The organism is Citrobacter sp. CK180 (genome assembly GCF_030333655.1).
Lineage (GTDB): Bacteria > Pseudomonadota > Gammaproteobacteria > Enterobacterales > Enterobacteriaceae > Citrobacter_B > Citrobacter_B koseri.
In genome coordinates this window covers 56941-75287 of the sequence record NZ_JAOWFM010000043.1, presented here as the reverse complement: position 1 = coordinate 75287, position 18347 = coordinate 56941, and the positions used below count along the sequence as shown (strand labels likewise).

The window sequence follows — 18347 nt, the reverse complement described above, 5'->3', positions numbered from 1 at the left end:
TATATTCAAAGAAATCAGCGGTTGGTTGGCGATGCACAACAGAGTAAATTAGCGACTTTGTACACCGATAAGAGTTTTGATTATGGCGAACTGGCAGACTATTGACGAACTGCATGATATTTCCGCAGATTTACCGCGATTCACTCTGGCGTTCAGAGAACTTTCCACTCGCCTCGGTCTGGATTTCGCACCGCTTGAAGCCGATCACATTTCTTTGCGCTGCCACCAGAATGCGACCGCTGAGCGCTGGCGTCGCGGATTTGAACAGTGCGGCGAGCTGCTGTCGGAAAATATCATCAACGGCAGGCCGATCTGCCTGTTCAAATTACATGAGCCTGTTTGCGTCGAACACTGGCGGTTTTCGATTGTTGAATTGCCGTGGCCGGGTGAAAAACGCTACCCGCATGAAGGCTGGGAGCATATCGAAATTGTCCTCCCTGGCGAGCCGGAGAGCCTGAACGCGCGGGCGCTGGCGCTGTTGTCCGACGAGGGGCTGAGCCAGCCGGGCATTGTCGTGAAAACCAGTTCGCCGAAAGGGGCGCGCGAGCGTCTGCCGAACCCGACGCTGGCCGTGACCGACGGCAAGGTGACCATTAAATTTCATCCCTGGTCAATTGAGGCCATTGTGGCAAGCGAACAGTCAGCCGACTGACGTGACGCGCGAAAACGCTAAAAAGGAGTGAACATGGCGTTACTGGAGATCTGTTGTTACAGCATGGAATGTGCGCTCACCGCGCAGCAAAATGGCGCGGATCGCATTGAATTGTGCGCGGCGCCGAAAGAGGGGGGACTGACGCCGTCGTTGGGTGTGCTGCGCACGGTTCGCCAGCATGTTGCGATTGCGGTGCATCCCATTATTCGTCCTCGCGGCGGCGACTTCTGTTATACCGATGGTGAATTTGCCGCAATGCTTGAGGATGTGCGTACTGTCAGAGAACTGGGATTTCCCGGTCTGGTTACTGGCGTGCTGGATGTCGATGGCAATGTGGATCTCGCGCGAATGGAGAAAATAATGGCCGCCGCCGGGCCGCTGGCCGTCACTTTTCATCGCGCGTTTGATATGTGCGCTAATCCATTCAATGCACTGAAGAATCTCGCGGATTTGGGTGTCGCCAGAGTGCTCACTTCAGGGCAAAAATCAGATGCGGTGCACGGTTTGCCAATAATTATGGAACTTATTGCGCAGGGCGATGCTCCAATCATTATGGCCGGAGCAGGGGTTCGTTCAGAGAATCTGCAACGTTTCCTTGATGCCGGGGTGCAGGAAGTGCACAGCTCCGCAGGAGCGTGGCAAGCCTCACCAATGCGTTATCGCAATCATGGATTGTCCATGTCAACTGACGCACAAGCGGACGAGTATTCGCGCTATGCGGTAGACGGGGCGGCGGTTGCTGAAATGAAAGGAGTCATTGTGCGCCATCAGGCCAATTGATTTTTACCGTTGCATCATGTCGCCCAATATGATGCTTGCTCGTACCAGGCCCCTGCCATTTCAACAGGGGCCTTTTTTTGCGCTTTTTATGCCTGATGGCGGCTGTGCCTTATCAGGCCTACGGGGTTTGTAGGCCCGGTAAGCGTAGTGCCACCGGGCAATCAATTACGGCTTGCGCGCAATTAGCACCGCGCGCAGCGGGGCAGGGTAACCTTCGACGGTTTTACTGTGGTCATTCGGATCGAGGAAATCAGCCAGCGACTCGGTGACCATCCACCCGGTGCGACGCTGCTCCTCGGTGGAGGTCACGCAGACATCGGCAATCCGCACATCGACAAAACCACATTTCTCCAGCCAGTTTTTCAGCGCCAGCGCGGAAGGGATAAAGTAGACGTTGCGCATCTGCGCATAGCGGTCGCCTGGCACCAGCACGGTGTTTTCATCGCCTTCCACCACCAGGGTTTCCAGCACCAGTTCGCCGTCTTTCACCAGTTGATCTTTCAGTTGCCAGAGATGTTCCAGCGGAGAACGACGGTGGTAAAGCACGCCCATTGAAAAGACGGTATCAAACGCATTCAGCGCCGGAAGCTGCTCGATGCCCAGCGGCAACAGATGCGCGCGCTGGTCGTTGCCCAACAATTTTCGTACCGCTTCAAACTGACACAGGAACAACTGCGTCGGGTCGATTCCCACGGCAAGATGCGCGCCCGCGCCAATCATGCGCCACATGTGATATCCGCTGCCGCAGCCGACATCCAGAATAGTGCGGCCGGTCAGATCGGACAGGTGCGGCAAAACGCGATCCCATTTCCAGTCGGAGCGCCATTCGGTATCAATATTGATGCCATACAGAGAGAACGGGCCTTTACGCCACGGCATCAGGTTTCGCAGCAGGGTGTCGATACGCTTAAGCTGGCCTTCGCTCAACGGCGTTTCGCTTTCGGCAGTGACGCTGTGCAATAAATCCAGACGGTACGGCGTTAATTCCGGCAGAAACTCCACCGCGTTCGACCACTGCTTAAACAGACCATGCTGATCGCGCTGCCAAGTCGCGATTTGCGCAGGCAGGGTTTCCAGCCAGTGAGAAAGCGGGCTTTTGGCAATCAGCTGATAAAAATTACCGAACTCGATCATGCGGGCACCCCGGACTTCAGCGCCACCAGCGAACCAAAGTTGAAGCACTGGAACCACAGTTCGCTATGCTCGAAACCGGCCTGATGCAGACGCGCTTTGTGGGTTTCAACCGAGTCGGTCAGCATGACGTTTTCCAGCATACTGCGCTTCTGGCTGATCTCCAGTTCGCTGTAGCCGTTGGCGCGTTTAAAGTCATGGTGCATATTGAACAGCAATTCGCCAACCCTTGTGTCTTCAAAGCTGAACTTTTCCGACAGCACCAGCGCGCCGCCCGGATTCAGACCCTGATAAATCTTATCCAGCAAGGCCTGGCGCTCAAGCGGCTCAAGGAATTGCAGGGTAAAATTCAGCACCACCATTGAGGCGTTTTTGATGCTGATGTCGCGAATATCGCCTTCCACAATCTCAACCGGGGTCGGGGCTTTGTAAGCGTCGATATGACGGCGGCAGCGTTCAATCATCGCCGGGGAGTTGTCGACGGCGATGATTTTACAGTTGGCATGATGAATATTACGACGCACCGAGAGCGTCGCAGCGCCCAGTGAACAGCCTAAATCGTAGACCTGCGTATTGGGTTGTACGAAGCGTTCGGCCAGCATGCCAATCATGGAGATGATATTGGAATAGCCGGGAACAGAGCGCTGGATCATATCCGGGAAGACTTCAGCTACCCGTTCATCAAAGGTCCAGTCGCCCAGACTGGCGATAGGCGCAGAAAAAAGCGTGTCGCGGTGAGACATAACGTAAAAATCCGGGAAAAATAAAGTGGCGTATTGTGCGCTAATGCAAGGAGAAAACCAACTCCCAGGGCATATACCAAAGATTCGCCAGCACCATCAGCAACAAGGCGCACCAGGTCGCACTCATCCCGGAGCGCCGCCAGCGAAACAGACGGTGGTGGAAACCGTAATAATGCATCAGCCGACCAGCGATTAAAATAATCCCGCAGATATGCACCATCCATGTTTCGGCGCCGTTCATTTCCATAAACAGCAGCAGCGCGACAGCGATAGGAATATATTCCACCGCATTACCGTGAATGCGGATGGCGCTTTGTAGTTCGCTAAAACCGCCGTCACCGTAGGCAACGCGATACAGCATCCTTAGTCGGACAACATCAAAAGAGAACTTCATCAACAACAACGCACCTAATACGGTATATAGCGCGCTTACCATACAAACTCCCTTTAAAATGCCTGATGGCACTGTCTATGATAGGTGGCAATTTCAGAAAAGAGAAGATTGCTGTGGAATAGACGGTGCGGTTCCAATGCCGGGCAAGGCCGCGCGTAAATCTTCCCATAATGTATTCACTAACTCGGGAGCCTGCGCGATATCTGGCGTGTGTAGAAAAAGATACGGCGTAGAGGTCGTTTCCCACCGCGGGAGTTTCGCCAGCCAGTCGGCAAAAAATGTCTGATTTTGCACCATATTGTCGCTGCCGATGAACCTGATCAACGGATGCTTCGCGGTCACGATGGCATGGACCGGCACTTTAGGTTTTTTGCGTTGCGCTTCGCGAATGGCCTGGTTATGAGGATGCGCGGCGTGTACCGGGCGGCTGTCGAGGATCACCCGATTCACCCCGCGTTCAACCAGGCCGCGATTGAGCTGTTGTTCTTCCTCGCCTTTGGCGAAAAACACGGGATGGCGCACTTCGACGCCATAGGTGAATGCCTTTGGCAACGCGTCAAGAAAGCGCCAGAGCGCAGGGAGGTCGCGCGGTGAAAACGTCGCGGGGAGTTGCAGCCAGTACTGACCAATTCTTGCCTCCAGCGGCGACATGCGGGTAAAAAATTCCTGCACAAGATCGTCGCAGTTACGCAGCGCGGCCTGATGCGAAATCGTCGCGGGGAACTTAAAGCAGAAGCGAAAATCGTCCGTTGTTTGCGCATGCCAGCGTTCGACAATTTCTGCTTTCGGCAGCGCATACAGGGTGGTGTTGCCCTCCACACAGTTAAAGTGGCGGGCATACTCTTCAAGACTGGTGATACCCAGACGCACCCATTTAGGATGCGACCATTGCGGTAATCCGATGTAGATCATAACGCGTTAAGGATCTCCTCCACGCTGCGCACTCTGGCGATACGCGGAAAAATATGTGTCATGCTGCTTTGATGCTGTTCTGTGCTGGCGGCGCTACAGGCATCTTCGGCGATCACCAGACCAAAACCCAGCTCCCAGGCGTTACGCGCGGTGGATTCTACGCCGATATTGGTGGAGATGCCGCACAGCACGATGGTGTCGACTCCCCGGCGGCGTAATTGTAACTCAAGATCGGTGCCATAGAACGCGCCCCATTGACGCTTGGTGACTTCCAGGTCACTGTCGCCTTTACCGAGCGCCGCCGGATAACGCCACCAGTTTTCCGGCAGCGCGTTGGCTGGCGCCCGGGCATCGACGGGTTGCTTTAACGCGTCGGCATAATCGTCGGACCAGCCGACGCGAACCATCACCACCGGCGAGCCGTTTGCCCGACATTTTTCGGCCAGTTTCGCTGCGCGGGCGACAACATCGCTTGCCGCATGGGGGCCGCCAGCGAAAGGTAAGATCCCTTCCTGTAAATCAATAACGACCAGGGCAGTGGTTGCGGCGTTCAGTTCCAGCATGATGACTCCTGTAAAATAGATGATTCCGCTACACCTTAAGCGCGTTCCCGAAGGAAAGTGACGACAAATATTGTTAATTTTTGTGAGAATACGCAATAACCGCGTAGCAAACACGCGTACAGTCAGTATCGGACTTATCGTGCGGCAGAATTTCCAGTATAATAGCCGCCTTTTTTCATTCAGTTGTGACATTCAGCTAAAGCTGCGACAACGTCGCCTGTAAAGCAGGCAACAATCCGCCAGCGGCTAAGTTAAGGGATATCTCATGCGTACAGAATATTGCGGACAGCTACGTCTGTCCCACGTGGGGCAGCAGGTGACTCTGTGTGGTTGGGTCAACCGTCGTCGTGATCTTGGTAGCCTGATCTTTATCGATATGCGCGACCGCGAAGGTATCGTACAGGTCTTCTTTGATCCGGATCGTGCGGATGCGTTAAAGCTGGCTTCTGAACTGCGTAATGAGTTCTGCATCCAGGTGACCGGCACCGTGCGTGCGCGTGACGAGAAAAACGTCAACGCCGACATGGCGACGGGCGAAATCGAAGTGCTGGCGTCCGATTTGACGATCATCAACCGTGCAGATTCTCTGCCGCTTGACTCTAATCACGTCAATACCGAAGAAGCGCGTCTGAAATACCGTTATCTGGATCTGCGTCGCCCGGAAATGGCTCAACGCCTGAAAACCCGTGCCAAAATCACCAGCCTGGTGCGTCGTTTTATGGACGACCACGGCTTCCTCGACATCGAAACCCCGATGTTGACCAAAGCGACGCCGGAAGGCGCGCGTGACTACCTGGTGCCTTCGCGCGTTCATAAAGGTAAATTCTACGCGCTGCCGCAGTCTCCGCAGTTGTTCAAACAGCTGCTGATGATGTCCGGTTTTGACCGCTACTATCAGATCGTAAAATGCTTCCGTGATGAAGATTTACGTGCTGACCGTCAGCCTGAATTTACCCAGATCGACGTCGAGACCTCCTTCATGACTGCGCCGCAGGTGCGTGAAGTGATGGAAGCGCTGGTACGCCATCTGTGGCAGGAAGTGAAAGGCGTGGATCTGGGCGACTTCCCGATCATGACCTTCGCCGAAGCCGAGCGCCGTTACGGTTCCGATAAACCGGACCTGCGTAACCCGATGGAGCTGGTGGACGTTGCCGACCTGCTGAAATCTGTAGAATTCGCCGTCTTTGCCGGCCCGGCTAACGATCCGAAAGGTCGCGTAGCGGCTCTGCGCGTGCCGGGTGGCGCAAGCTTAAGCCGTAAGCAGATCGACGACTACGGCAATTTCATTAAGATCTACGGCGCGAAAGGGCTGGCTTATATTAAAGTCACCGAACGCGCGAAAGGTCTGGAAGGCATCAACAGCCCGGTGGCGAAGTTCCTTAACGCGGAAATCGTGGAAGCGATTCTGGATCGTACCGCTGCGCAAGACGGCGATATGATTTTCTTCGGCGCCGACAACAAAAAAGTGGTTGCCGATGCGCTGGGCGCGCTGCGTCTGAAAGTGGGTAAAGATCTGAACCTGACCGACGAAGCCAAATGGGCGCCGCTGTGGGTTATCGACTTCCCGATGTTTGAAGATGACGGCGAAGGCGGCCTGACGGCGATGCACCATCCGTTCACCTCACCGAAAGACCTGACCGCCGCCGAGCTGAAAGCTGCGCCGGAAAACGCGGTTGCTAACGCCTACGATATGGTGATCAACGGTTATGAAGTCGGTGGTGGTTCCGTGCGTATCCACAGTGGCGACATGCAGCAGACCGTGTTTGGTATTCTGGGTATTAATGAACAGGAACAGCGCGAGAAATTCGGCTTCCTGCTGGATGCGCTGAAATACGGTACGCCGCCGCATGCGGGTCTGGCGTTTGGTCTGGACCGTCTGACTATGCTGCTGACCGGCACCGACAATATCCGTGACGTTATCGCCTTCCCGAAAACGACTGCCGCTGCCTGTCTGATGACCGAAGCGCCAAGTTTCGCGAACCCGGCAGCGCTGGCTGAGCTGGGTATTGATGTCGTTAAGAAGGCCGAGAATAACTGATATGGCATACAAACAGCCTGTCTCGGTGTTAGTCGTGATTTATGCAAAGGACACCGGGAGAGTGCTGATGTTACAGCGACGCGACGATCCTGATTTCTGGCAGTCGGTTACCGGCAGTCTGGAAGAGGGCGAAACCGCGTCGCAAGCCGCTATGCGCGAAGTAAAGGAAGAGGTCACAATAGATGTTGCAGCAGAGCAACTGACCTTAATTGACTGTCAGCGCACGGTGGAATTTGAGATTTTTTCACATTTACGTCATCGCTACGCGCCGGGAATTGAGCGTAATACTGAATCCTGGTTTTGCCTGGCACTTCCCTCTGAACGAGAGATCGTGTTCACCGAACATCTGACCTATCGTTGGGTTAATGCGGATGAAGCCGCGCAGTTAACCAAGTCGTGGAGTAACCGGCAGGCGATTGAAGAGTTTGTAATTAACGTCGCCTGAGAAGGCGCGCTTTTTGGAGATATTATTTATGGCAGGTCATAGTAAATGGGCCAACACCAGACACCGTAAAGCAGCGCAGGATGCTAAACGCGGTAAAATTTTCACCAAAATCATTCGTGAGCTGGTGACGGCGGCCAAACTGGGCGGCGGTGACCCGGACGCTAACCCGCGTCTGCGTGCGGCAGTCGATAAAGCGCTGTCGAACAACATGACCCGCGATACGCTGAATCGTGCGATTGCGCGTGGCGTCGGCGGCGATGATGATGCGAACATGGAAACCATCATCTATGAAGGTTACGGTCCTGGCGGCACGGCTGTGATGGTTGAGTGCCTGTCTGACAACCGTAACCGTACCGTTGCGGAAGTGCGTCACGCTTTCAGCAAATGCGGCGGCAACCTGGGTACTGACGGTTCCGTGGCTTACCTGTTCAGCAAAAAAGGGGTGATCTCCTTCGAACAGGGCGACGAAGACACCATCATGGAAGCCGCGCTGGAAGCCGGTGCGGAAGACGTTGTGACCTTTGATGACGGCGCGATTGACGTCTACACCGCATGGGAAGAGATGGGCAAAGTGCGCGACGCGCTGGAAGCTGCGGGTCTGAAAGCGGACAACGCTGAAGTGTCCATGATCCCGTCCACCAAAGCGGATATGGATGCGGAAACCGCGCCGAAACTGATGCGTCTGATCGATATGCTGGAAGACTGCGACGACGTGCAGGAAGTTTACCATAACGGTGAGATCTCTGATGAGGTTGCGGCTACGTTATAATGACGTGGTTTAATTCCGTTCTAATCGGAGGCGCGTGATGTCTATTATTCTCGGTATCGACCCGGGTTCACGCGTCACGGGTTATGGCGTGATTCGTCAGGTGGGCAGGCAACTGACTTACCTGGGCAGCGGGTGTATCCGCACGAAAGTGGATGATTTACCGTCTCGTCTGAAGCTGATTTATGCGGGCGTGACGGAAATCATCACCCAGTTCCAGCCGGACTATTTCGCGATTGAACAGGTGTTTATGGCGAAGAACGCGGACTCCGCGCTTAAGCTGGGTCAGGCGCGCGGCGTGGCGATTGTCGCGGCGGTAAACCAGGATCTTCCGGTGTTTGAGTATGCCGCCCGTCAGGTGAAGCAAACCGTTGTCGGGATCGGCAGCGCGGAGAAAAGCCAGGTACAGCACATGGTGCGCACGTTGCTGAAACTCCCGGCAAATCCCCAGGCGGATGCGGCGGATGCGCTGGCTATCGCCATCACCCACTGCCATGTTAGCCAGAACGCGATGCAAATGAGTGACTCGCGGCTCAATCTGGCGCGTGGGCGGCTACGATAATGACAAATGAGGCTGGATATCTATCCAGCCTTTTTTTATGATACCACTTTACTTTTTCGGCCCCAACGCAGGAGCGCAATGTGATAGGCAGACTCAGAGGCATTATTCTGGAAAAACAACCCCCGCTGGTATTACTTGAGGTGGGCGGCGTAGGCTATGAAGTCCATATGCCGATGACCTGTTTTTATGAGCTCCCGGAATCTGGAAAAGAAGCGACCGTATTCACCCATTTTGTGGTGCGTGAAGATGCGCAATTGCTGTACGGGTTTAACAATAAACAGGAGCGAACCCTGTTTAAAGAACTGATCAAAACGAACGGCGTTGGGCCGAAACTCGCGCTGGCGATCCTCTCCGGGATGTCGGCTCAGCAGTTTGTGAATGCCGTTGAGCGCGAGGAGCCCGCCGCGTTGGTGAAACTGCCGGGTATTGGTAAAAAAACCGCAGAACGCCTGATCGTTGAAATGAAAGATCGCTTCAAGGGCCTGCACGGTGACCTCTTTACGCCGGCCGCCGACCTGGTGCTGACCTCTCCGGCAAGTCCGGCAACGGATGATGCGGAGCAAGAAGCGGTTGCTGCGCTGGTGGCGCTGGGCTATAAACCACAGGAAGCCAGCCGCATGGTGAGCAAAATTGCCCGCCCTGACGCCAGCAGTGAAACATTGATTCGCGAAGCACTCCGCGCCGCGTTATGAGGTAAAGGATGATAGAAGCAGATCGCCTGATTTCAGCAGGTGGAACCCAGGTGGAAGAGGTTGCCGATCGCGCCATTCGCCCGAAGTTGCTGGAAGAGTACATTGGTCAGCCTCAGGTGCGTTCGCAAATGGAGATCTTTATCCAGGCGGCAAAGCTGCGCGGCGACGCGCTCGATCACCTGCTGATCTTTGGCCCGCCGGGGCTGGGGAAAACGACGCTGGCTAACATTGTCGCCAATGAAATGGGCGTGAACCTGCGCACCACGTCTGGCCCGGTGCTGGAAAAGGCGGGCGATCTGGCGGCGATGCTGACCAACCTTGAACCTCATGATGTGCTGTTTATCGATGAGATCCACCGTTTATCACCGGTGGTGGAAGAGGTGCTGTATCCGGCGATGGAAGATTATCAGCTGGACATCATGATTGGCGAAGGGCCTGCTGCGCGTTCGATAAAAATCGATCTGCCGCCTTTTACGCTGATTGGCGCCACCACGCGAGCCGGGTCATTGACGTCGCCGCTGCGTGACCGTTTCGGTATTGTTCAGCGTCTGGAGTTTTATCAGGTGCCTGACCTGCAACACATCGTCGGGCGTAGCGCGCGGTTTATGGGGCTGGAAATGAGCGATGAAGGTGCGCTGGAGGTTGCCCGCCGCGCTCGCGGTACGCCGCGTATCGCCAACCGCCTGTTGCGTCGCGTACGTGATTTTGCCGAAGTGAAACATAACGGCGCCATCTCTGCGGATATCGCCGCTCAGGCGCTGGATATGCTGAATGTCGATGCGGAAGGGTTTGACTATATGGACCGCAAGCTGCTGCTGGCCGTAATCGATAAATTCTTTGGCGGCCCCGTCGGTCTCGATAACCTGGCCGCAGCCATTGGCGAAGAGCGTGAAACGATTGAGGACGTACTGGAACCGTATTTGATTCAGCAGGGCTTTTTGCAACGAACCCCGCGCGGGCGAATGGCGACGGTGCGGGCGTGGAATCATTTTGGAATAACGCCGCCGGAAATGCCTTAATTTATGTGCGTTAGGCCGGATGGCGGCTGCGCCTTGTCCGGCCTGCCGTAGGCCCGGTAAGCGGGGCGCCACCGGGAAACACACGCTTAGCTCGCCTGCTTCTTCATCATACTGAAAATAAACAGCAGCGCGGCACACAGCACCACTGACGGGCCTGCCGGCGTGTCGTAAAACGCAGAAAATGTCAGACCGCCTGTAACCGCTATCATACCCATTCCTACTGCGACACCCGCCATCTGCTCCGGGGTGCGGGCAAAGCGACGCGCCGTGGCGGCAGGAATAATCAGCAATGAGGTGATGATCAACGCGCCAACGAACTTCATCGCCACGCCGATAGTCAATGCGGTGACCAGCATCAGCAGGAGCTTAACGCGCTGTAACTTCACGCCATCGACAAAAGCCAGATCCGGGCTAATGGTCATCGACAGCAGATTACGCCACTGCCAGAAGAGGATCGCCAGCACGATAACCACGCCGATGGCGATGAAAATCAGGTCTTCCGGCGTCACGGCCAGCAGGTCGCCAAACAGATAAGCCATCAAGTCCACGCGAATGTTGGACATCAGGCTGACGACCACAAGACCTAACGACAGGGCACTGTGCGCCATAATGCCGAGAAGCGTGTCGATAGCGAGGTGAGGGCGTTTCTCCAGCCACACCAGACCGGCTGCCAGCATCAGCGTAACGGCGATCACCGCATAGAACGGGTTGATGTCCAGCAGCAACCCAAAAGCGACTCCCAGCAGCGAGGCGTGCGCCAGCGTATCGCCAAAATAGGACATTCGACGCCAGACCACGAACGAGCCCAGCGGGCCAGCGGCGCAGGCCAGCATGATCCCGGCTAACCAGCCAGGCAATAACAGTTCAATCATGAGTGTCCATTTCCCCGGCGCAGTACGATACGACCTTGTAAATCGTGGCGATGATTATGATGATGACGGTAAATTCCCAACTGTTCTGCGCCGCGCGGCCCGAACATAGAGATGAATTCAGGATGCATGGAAACGATTTCAGGGGTGCCGGAGCAACAGATATGGTGATTCAGACACAGCACCTCATCCGTTTTCGCCATCACCAGATGCAGGTCGTGCGAGACCATCAGCACCGCGCAATCCAGCTCGCGCCGCAGCTGGTCAATGAGATCGTACAGGGCGACCTGACCATTGACATCCACGCCCTGAGTCGGCTCATCCAGTACCAGCAGCTGTGGTTGATTCAGCAGCGCGCGGGCTAACAAAACGCGCTGGGTTTCACCGCCGGACAGCTTTTGCATGGGGGCGTCAATGAGGTGTCCGGCCTGAACGCGTTTCAGGGCCGGAAGAATGTCGGTTTTTTGCGTACCGGGGCGTAAGCGTAAAAAGCGGCTTACCGTCAGCGGCAGCGTGGTGTCGAGATACAGTTTTTGCGGGACGTAGCCAATACGCAACTGCCCGTTGCGCTTGATCAGCCCTTCATCAGGCGCTACCAGCCCTAATACTACGCGTACCAGCGTAGACTTCCCGGCACCGTTTGGGCCGAGAAGCGTCAAAATTTTTCCTGGTCTGAGTTCAAGCGACACGTCAGAAAGGACGCGGCGTTGACCGAAAGAGACCGAAACATTTTCCAGTGAAACCAAAGTCGTCATGTCAATTTTAGGCTTGCAGAAGTCATAGAATGTTATAATATCACATTTCTCACATTCATTACGATGATTAGTCGCATTATGTTACATAAAAATACGCTTCTTTTCGCAGCATTATCCGCTGCGCTATGGGGTGGTGCAACACAGGCCGCAAATGCCGCCGTTGTCGCCTCTCTCAAGCCCTTAGGTTTCATCGCTTCCGCCATTGCCGATGGCGTCACGGACACCCAGGTTTTATTGCCGGATGGGGCGTCTGAGCATGATTATTCACTGCGTCCGTCTGACGTAAAACGCTTACAGGGCGCGGACTTAGTTGTCTGGATCGGCCCTGAGATGGAAGCGTTCATGGAAAAGTCAGTAAAGAACATTCCTGACGGAAAACAGGTAACGATTGCGCAGCTCGCCGACGTGAAACCGTTACTCATGAAAGGCGCTGATGACGACGATGACGATCACGATCACGGGCATGCGCACGGTGAAAAAGGTGACGCACATCACCATCATGGTGATTACAACATGCATCTTTGGCTTTCCCCAGAGATAGCGCGGGCTTCAGCGGTTGCAATCCATGAAAAATTAGTGGAACTTATGCCGCAAAGTCGAGCCAAACTTGACGCCAACCTGAAGGATTTTGAGGCACAATTAGCCGCAACCGATAAGCAGGTAGGTAACGAGCTCGCACCGCTCAAGGGGAAAGGGTACTTCGTTTTTCATGACGCCTACGGCTACTACGAAAAACATTATGGGCTAACTCCGCTTGGTCACTTTACCGTGAACCCTGAGATTCAACCTGGTGCGCAGCGTTTACATGAAATAAGAACACAGTTGGTTGAGCAAAAAGCAACCTGCGTTTTTGCTGAGCCACAGTTCAGGCCAGCGGTCGTTGAAGCCGTTGCGAGAGGGACATCCGTTCGAATGGGAACGTTGGATCCCCTCGGAACGAACATTAAACTGGGTAAAACAAGCTATTCAGCGTTTCTGAATCAATTAGCCAACCAGTATGCGAGCTGCCTGAAAGGAGATTAATGAGGAAGTGAATACGTGCAACAGATAGCCCGCTCTGTCGCCCTGGCATTTAATAATCTGCCCCGACCCCACCGCGTTATGCTGGGGTCGCTTACTGTTCTGACACTGGCCGTCGCGGTATGGCGGCCTTACGTTTACCACCCTGACTCTGCGCCCATCGTCAAAACCATCGAACTGGAAAAGAGTGAAATTCGTTCGCTGCTGCCTGAGGCCAGCGAACCGATTGATCAGGCGGCGCAGGAAGATGAAGCGATCCCACAGGATGAGCTGGACGACAAAACGTCTGGCGAAGTGGGCGTGCATGAATATGTTGTCTCCACCGGCGATACGCTGAGCAGCATTTTGAATCAGTATGGCATTGATATGGGCGATATCAGCCGACTGGCCGCTGCGGATAAGGAACTCCGTAATCTGAAAATCGGCCAGCAGATCTCCTGGACGTTGACGCCGGACGGCGATTTGCAACGTCTGACCTGGGAAGTCTCACGCCGCGAAACGCGTACCTACGATCGTAGCGGAACGGGTTTCAAAATGAGCAGCGAAATGCAGCAGGGCGACTGGGTCAATAGCCTGATGAAAGGCGCGGTTGGCGGAAGCTTTGTCGCCAGTGCGAAAGACGCCGGTTTGACCAGCGCAGAAGTCAGCGCCGTCATTAAAGCGATGCAGTGGCAGATGGACTTCCGTAAGCTGAAAAAAGGCGATGAATTCTCTGTGTTGATGTCGCGTGAAATGCTGGATGGCAAACGTGAACAGAGCCAGCTTCTGGGCGTGCGTCTGCGTTCAGATGGAAAAGATTATTACGCGATTCGCGCGGAAGACGGTAAGTTCTATGACCGAAACGGCACAGGGCTTGCGAAAGGATTCCTGCGCTTCCCGACGGCGAAGCAGTTCCGCATTTCGTCAAACTTTAATCCGCGTCGTCTGAACCCGGTGACCGGTCGCGTTGCGCCGCATAAAGGCGTCGATTTTGCGATGCCGCAAGGTACGCCCGTGCTATCGGTTGGTGACGGCGAGGTCGTGGTAGCGAAACGCAGCGGCGCGGCAGGTTATTATGTCGCTATCCGTCACGGCCGTACTTACACCACGCGTTATATGCACCTGCGTAAGCTGCTGGTGAAACCTGGGCAGAAAGTGAAACGTGGCGATCGTATCGCGCTGTCAGGCAATACCGGGCGTTCTACCGGGCCGCATCTGCATTATGAAGTCTGGATTAACCAGCAGGCTGTTAACCCGCTGACGGCAAAACTGCCGCGTACCGAAGGGCTGACAGGTTCTGACCGCCGTGCTTATCTGGCGCAGGTCAAAGAAGTCCTGCCGCAGTTGCGCTTCGATTAATAAATACGCTTATGGAGCCGGTACGCGATGCGTACCGGCTTTTTTATTTTGTGTGGCGCACAGCGCGCCGCTACACTATCAACAGATTTACTTTTCGTGGCATCAAACACTGGAAAAGCATGGAAACGAAAAAAAATAACATTGAGTACATCCCTGAGTTTGAGAAATCTTTTCGTCATCCTCGCTATTGGGGTGCCTGGCTGGGCGTGGCCGCAATGGCGGGTATTGCATTAACGCCCGCGTCGTTTCGCGATCCTTTACTGGCGAAGCTGGGACGTTTTGCCGGACGTCTGGGGAAAAGCGCCCGGCGTCGCGCGCTGATCAACTTATCTCTGTGTTTTCCTGAGTACAGCGAAGCAGAGCGTGACGCTATCGTCGACAGAATGTTTGCGACCGCGCCACAGGCGATGACCATGATGGCTGAGCTGGCGATTCGTGGGCCTGAAAAACTGCAAAAGCGCGTCGACTGGCAGGGGCTGGAGATCATTGATGAGCTGCGGCGGAATAATGAAAAGGTGATCTTTCTGGTGCCGCACGGGTGGGGCGTGGATATTCCCGCGATGCTGATGGCGTCCCAGGGGCAGAAAATGGCGGCGATGTTCCATAACCAGGGCAACCCGGTATTTGACTATGTCTGGAACACGGTCCGTCGTCGTTTTGGCGGTCGTCTGCATGCGCGCAATGATGGCATCAAGCCGTTTATCCAGTCTGTCCGTCAGGGCTACTGGGGATACTATCTGCCGGATCAGGATCATGGCCCGGAACACAGTGAGTTTGTTGATTTCTTCGCAACCTACAAAGCGACGCTGCCAGCCATTGGCCGGTTAATGAAGGTGTGTCGTGCTCGCGTGGTGCCGCTTTTCCCGGTTTATGATGGTAAAACGCACCGTCTGACCATCCTGGTGCGACCGCCGATGGACGATCTTCTGACTGCGGATGACCACACTATCGCCAGACGGATGAATGAAGAGGTGGAGATTTTTGTCAGACCGCATCCTGAGCAATATACCTGGATTCTGAAACTGCTCAAAACCCGCAAACCGGGTGAAATTCAGCCGTATAAGCGCAAAGAGTGGTATCCCATCAAATAAAAAAAGCCTCTCGTCAGAGAGGCTTTTTTGTTACCCGGCCTGTAAGCCTGATAAGCGAAGCGCCATCAGGCTCATCACCAACGATTACTCGACGGTCAGGATACGCGTGGTATTGGTGGAGCCGATGGTGCTCATCACGTCGCCCTGGGTCACGATAACCAGATCGCCTGAAACCAGATAGCCTTTATCGCGCAGCAGGTTAACCGCTTCACTTGCCGCGACAACGCCGTCCGCCGCGCTGTCAAAGTGAACCGGCGTAACGCCGCGGTAAAGAGAAGTCAGGTTCAGCGTGCGTTCATGGCGGGACATGGCGAAAATCGGCAGGCCGGAACTGATACGCGAAGTCATCAGCGCCGTACGACCGGATTCGGTCATGGAGATAATCGCCGTTACCCCTTTCAGGTGGTTCGCCGCATACATGGCGGACATTGCGATCGCTTCTTCAACGTTGTCGAACTGGACATCCAGGCGGTGTTTAGAGACATTGATGCTCGGGATCTTTTCTGCGCCCAGGCAAACGCGCGCCATTGCCGCAACGGTTTCTGCCGGGTATTGTCCTGCCGCCGTTTCCGCCGACAGCATGACGGCGTCGGTGCCGTCCAGCACGGCGTTCGCCACGTCCATCACTTCCGCGCGGGTCGGCATTGGGTTGGTGATCATCGATTCCATCATCTGCGTGGCGGTAATCACCGCACGATTCAACTGACGAGCGCGGCGAATCAGCGCTTTTTGAATCCCGACCAGTTCAGGATCGCCAATCTCAACGCCGAGGTCGCCACGCGCAACCATCACCACGTCTGATGCAAGAATAATGTCGTCCATTGCGTTCTGGTCGCAGACGGCTTCCGCGCGCTCTACTTTCGCGACGATTTTGGCGTCGCAACCTGCATCGCGCGCCAGGCGACGCGCATAATTCAGATCTTCGCCGCAGCGCGGGAAGGAGACCGCCAGATAATCCACGCCGATCTGCGCTGCGGTAACGATATCCGCTTTATCTTTCTCGGTCAGCGCTTCGGCGGAGAGACCGCCGCCCAGCTTGTTGATCCCTTTATTGTTAGAGAGCGGGCCGCCGACGGTCACTTCGGTGAAGACTTTCATGCCCTGAACTTCCAGCACTTTTAGCTGTACGCGACCATCATCAAGCAGCAGGATGTCGCCAGGCACGACGTCAGCAGGCAGGCCTTTATAATCAATACCGACTTTATCTTTGTCGCCTTCGCCTTTGCCCAGGTTGGCATCAAGAAGGAATTTATCGCCGATATTGAGGAAAACTTTGCCTTCTTTAAAGGTGGATACACGAATTTTTGGCCCCTGGAGGTCACCCAGAATCGCCACATGACGCCCCAGTTTGGCGGCAATCTCACGAACTTTATCCGCGCGCACTTTGTGATCTTCCGGCGTGCCGTGAGAGAAGTTCATACGTACGACGTTCGCGCCAGCAGCGATAATCTTTTCAAGGTTGTTATCGCGGTCAGTTGCCGGGCCTAACGTGGTAACGATTTTGGTTCTGCGAAGCCTTCTGGACATGTAATACTCCGTTGACTGAAACAACTTGGTGTTGCGTGAACATTGATCCGGTCGTTCTGAGACCTTAACGGTTAAAAATGAACGTATCCGAATGACGAAAAGGATAGAACATTGTTATTGCTTTTAGCTGTCATTACTCTTGATGAGTAATTCTTTATCAAAACGCGATTCCTTGAGCGCTTCCTTGACACGCTTCAAGTTATCTCTGAATTTTGCCCCACGACGCAAAGTAAATCCTGTTGCCAGCACATCTATCACGGTCAGTTGAGCAAGTCGAGAGATCATGGGCATATAAATGTCAGTATCTTCCGGCACATCAAGGGTAATTGCCAGCGTTGCTTCTCGTGCCAGCGGCGTTCCGGCAGAGGTTAGCGCAATCACCATCGCATCGTTTTCGCGCGCCAGCTGCGCCAGTTCCACCAGACTTTTGGTTCGGCCGGTGTGGGAAATGAGCACGACCACGTCATCATCGCTACAATTCATACAACTCATACGTTGCAGGACAATGTCGTCGGAGTAGATCACCGGCACGTTGAAGCGAAAAAACTTGTTCATGGCGTCGTGCGCCACGGCCGCAGAGGAACCCAGGCCAAAAAAGGCGATTTTCTTCGCCTGGGTGAGCAAATCGACGGCACGGTTTATCGCAGATTTATCCAGCGACTGGCGAACGTGGTCCAGACTGGCCATCGCAGACTCGAAGATTTTCCCCGTATAGGACTCAACGCTGTCATCTTCATCCACATTGCGATTAACATAAGGGGTACCATTCGCCAGACTTTGTGCCAGATGCAGTTTAAAATCAGGGAAGCCGCGCGTATCCATGCTGCGGCAAAAACGGTTCACGGTAGGCTCACTGACGTTCGCTTCCTGGGCCAGCGTAGCAATACTTGAATGAATCGCGCGGTCGGGGGAGGCAACGATAACATCGGCTACTTTACGTTCTGACTTGCTCAAATGTTCCAGTTGAGACTGGATTTTTTCTAGCATATTCATGATGTAGAAAAGCTCACAGTTAATAACGATTTCAATGATGTGAGAAATCGAGATGCG

Annotated in this window: 20 protein-coding genes; 11 read left to right on the top strand and 9 right to left on the bottom strand. The window is 54.6% G+C overall.

Annotated elements, in window-relative coordinates; translation table 11 throughout:
• Positions 1–82: 82 nt before the first annotated feature.
• Entirely contained in the window at positions 83–652 is a 570-nt protein-coding gene (locus tag OGV50_RS07940; RefSeq protein WP_200053887.1) for a VOC family protein, read from the top strand.
• Between the two features lie 33 nt (positions 653–685).
• Positions 686–1432: a copper homeostasis protein CutC gene (gene cutC, locus OGV50_RS07935; protein ID WP_012131985.1), complete on the top strand. Its 747-nt coding sequence runs from the start codon at positions 686–688 to the stop codon at positions 1430–1432.
• A 165-nt stretch (positions 1433–1597) separates the two neighbouring features.
• On the opposite strand, the gene cmoB is transcribed toward cutC, so the two are convergent.
• Genes cmoB through OGV50_RS07910 form a run of 5 tightly spaced genes read right to left on the bottom strand, consistent with a single transcriptional unit; the run spans position 1598 to position 5175 of the window.
• A complete protein-coding gene (cmoB, locus tag OGV50_RS07930; RefSeq protein WP_049010369.1) occupies positions 1598–2566 on the bottom strand; it encodes a tRNA 5-methoxyuridine(34)/uridine 5-oxyacetic acid(34) synthase CmoB in 969 nt (322 codons plus the stop codon).
• Positions 2563–3306: a carboxy-S-adenosyl-L-methionine synthase CmoA gene (gene cmoA / locus OGV50_RS07925; RefSeq protein WP_286488451.1), complete on the bottom strand. Its 744-nt coding sequence runs from the start codon at positions 3304–3306 to the stop codon at positions 2563–2565. The genes cmoB and cmoA overlap by 4 nt, the downstream gene beginning before the upstream one ends.
• A 40-nt stretch (positions 3307–3346) precedes the next feature.
• On the bottom strand, positions 3347–3742 hold the full coding sequence (locus OGV50_RS07920) for an MAPEG family protein (RefSeq protein ID WP_012131989.1): 396 nt from the start codon (positions 3740–3742) through the stop codon (positions 3347–3349).
• Between the two features lie 51 nt (positions 3743–3793).
• A complete protein-coding gene (locus tag OGV50_RS07915) occupies positions 3794–4612 on the bottom strand; it encodes a DUF72 domain-containing protein (RefSeq protein ID WP_114847790.1) in 819 nt (272 codons plus the stop codon).
• Positions 4609–5175, bottom strand: a complete 567-nt coding sequence (locus tag OGV50_RS07910) for a hydrolase (RefSeq protein WP_153258903.1) — start codon at positions 5173–5175, stop codon at positions 4609–4611. The genes OGV50_RS07915 and OGV50_RS07910 overlap by 4 nt, the downstream gene beginning before the upstream one ends.
• Positions 5176–5440: 265 nt before the next feature.
• Here OGV50_RS07910 and aspS point away from each other — a divergent pair, with 265 nt between their 5' ends.
• The 6 genes from aspS (at position 5441) to ruvB (ending at position 10697) form a co-directional block, all read left to right on the top strand.
• A complete protein-coding gene (aspS, locus tag OGV50_RS07905; RefSeq protein ID WP_012131992.1) occupies positions 5441–7213 on the top strand; it encodes an aspartate--tRNA ligase in 1773 nt (590 codons plus the stop codon).
• Between the two features lies 1 nt (position 7214).
• Positions 7215–7658 (top strand): dihydroneopterin triphosphate diphosphatase, encoded by a 444-nt coding sequence (gene nudB / locus OGV50_RS07900; RefSeq protein ID WP_012131993.1) that lies wholly within the window; start codon positions 7215–7217, stop codon positions 7656–7658.
• A 28-nt stretch (positions 7659–7686) separates the two neighbouring features.
• Positions 7687–8427, top strand: a complete 741-nt coding sequence (locus OGV50_RS07895; protein ID WP_012131994.1) for a YebC/PmpR family DNA-binding transcriptional regulator — start codon at positions 7687–7689, stop codon at positions 8425–8427.
• A 37-nt stretch (positions 8428–8464) separates the two neighbouring features.
• Positions 8465–8986: a crossover junction endodeoxyribonuclease RuvC gene (gene ruvC / locus OGV50_RS07890; protein WP_012131995.1), complete on the top strand. Its 522-nt coding sequence runs from the start codon at positions 8465–8467 to the stop codon at positions 8984–8986.
• 80 nt (positions 8987–9066) lie between these two features.
• Complete coding sequence (gene ruvA, locus OGV50_RS07885) at positions 9067–9678, top strand: Holliday junction branch migration protein RuvA (RefSeq protein WP_012131997.1); 612 nt, start codon at positions 9067–9069, stop codon at positions 9676–9678.
• Between the two features lie 8 nt (positions 9679–9686).
• On the top strand, positions 9687–10697 hold the full coding sequence (ruvB, locus tag OGV50_RS07880) for a Holliday junction branch migration DNA helicase RuvB (protein ID WP_012131998.1): 1011 nt from the start codon (positions 9687–9689) through the stop codon (positions 10695–10697).
• 86 nt (positions 10698–10783) lie between these two features.
• On the opposite strand, the gene znuB is transcribed toward ruvB, so the two are convergent.
• Together znuB and znuC are read right to left on the bottom strand one after the other, a co-directional pair.
• On the bottom strand, positions 10784–11569 hold the full coding sequence (gene znuB / locus OGV50_RS07875) for a zinc ABC transporter permease subunit ZnuB (protein ID WP_012132001.1): 786 nt from the start codon (positions 11567–11569) through the stop codon (positions 10784–10786).
• Positions 11566–12321, bottom strand: a complete 756-nt coding sequence (gene znuC, locus OGV50_RS07870; protein ID WP_012132002.1) for a zinc ABC transporter ATP-binding protein ZnuC — start codon at positions 12319–12321, stop codon at positions 11566–11568. The genes znuB and znuC overlap by 4 nt, the downstream gene beginning before the upstream one ends.
• A gap of 78 nt (positions 12322–12399) precedes the next feature.
• Between znuC and znuA the strand changes: the two genes are divergently transcribed.
• The 3 genes from znuA to lpxM all read left to right on the top strand — a co-directional run bounded on the left by znuA (position 12400) and on the right by lpxM (position 15770).
• Positions 12400–13344, top strand: a complete 945-nt coding sequence (znuA, locus tag OGV50_RS07865) for a zinc ABC transporter substrate-binding protein ZnuA (protein WP_047463184.1) — start codon at positions 12400–12402, stop codon at positions 13342–13344.
• A gap of 15 nt (positions 13345–13359) precedes the next feature.
• Positions 13360–14679, top strand: coding sequence for a murein DD-endopeptidase MepM (gene mepM / locus OGV50_RS07860; RefSeq protein WP_049008838.1), 1320 nt, complete (start codon positions 13360–13362; stop codon positions 14677–14679).
• A 119-nt stretch (positions 14680–14798) separates the two neighbouring features.
• Positions 14799–15770, top strand: a complete 972-nt coding sequence (lpxM, locus tag OGV50_RS07855; protein WP_110494907.1) for a lauroyl-Kdo(2)-lipid IV(A) myristoyltransferase — start codon at positions 14799–14801, stop codon at positions 15768–15770.
• 84 nt (positions 15771–15854) lie between these two features.
• Here lpxM and pyk read toward each other — a convergent pair whose 3' ends face one another.
• Positions 15855–17297 carry a pyruvate kinase gene (gene pyk / locus OGV50_RS07850; RefSeq protein ID WP_012132007.1) on the bottom strand — a complete coding sequence of 481 codons (1443 nt, stop codon included), beginning with the start codon at positions 17295–17297 and terminating at the stop codon, positions 15855–15857.
• 123 nt (positions 17298–17420) lie between these two features.
• The gene (gene hexR / locus OGV50_RS07845; RefSeq protein ID WP_012132008.1) at positions 17421–18290 is read right to left on the bottom strand and encodes a DNA-binding transcriptional regulator HexR; all 870 of its coding nucleotides are present in this window, start codon (positions 18288–18290) and stop codon (positions 17421–17423) included.
• Positions 18291–18347 lie beyond the last annotated feature (57 nt).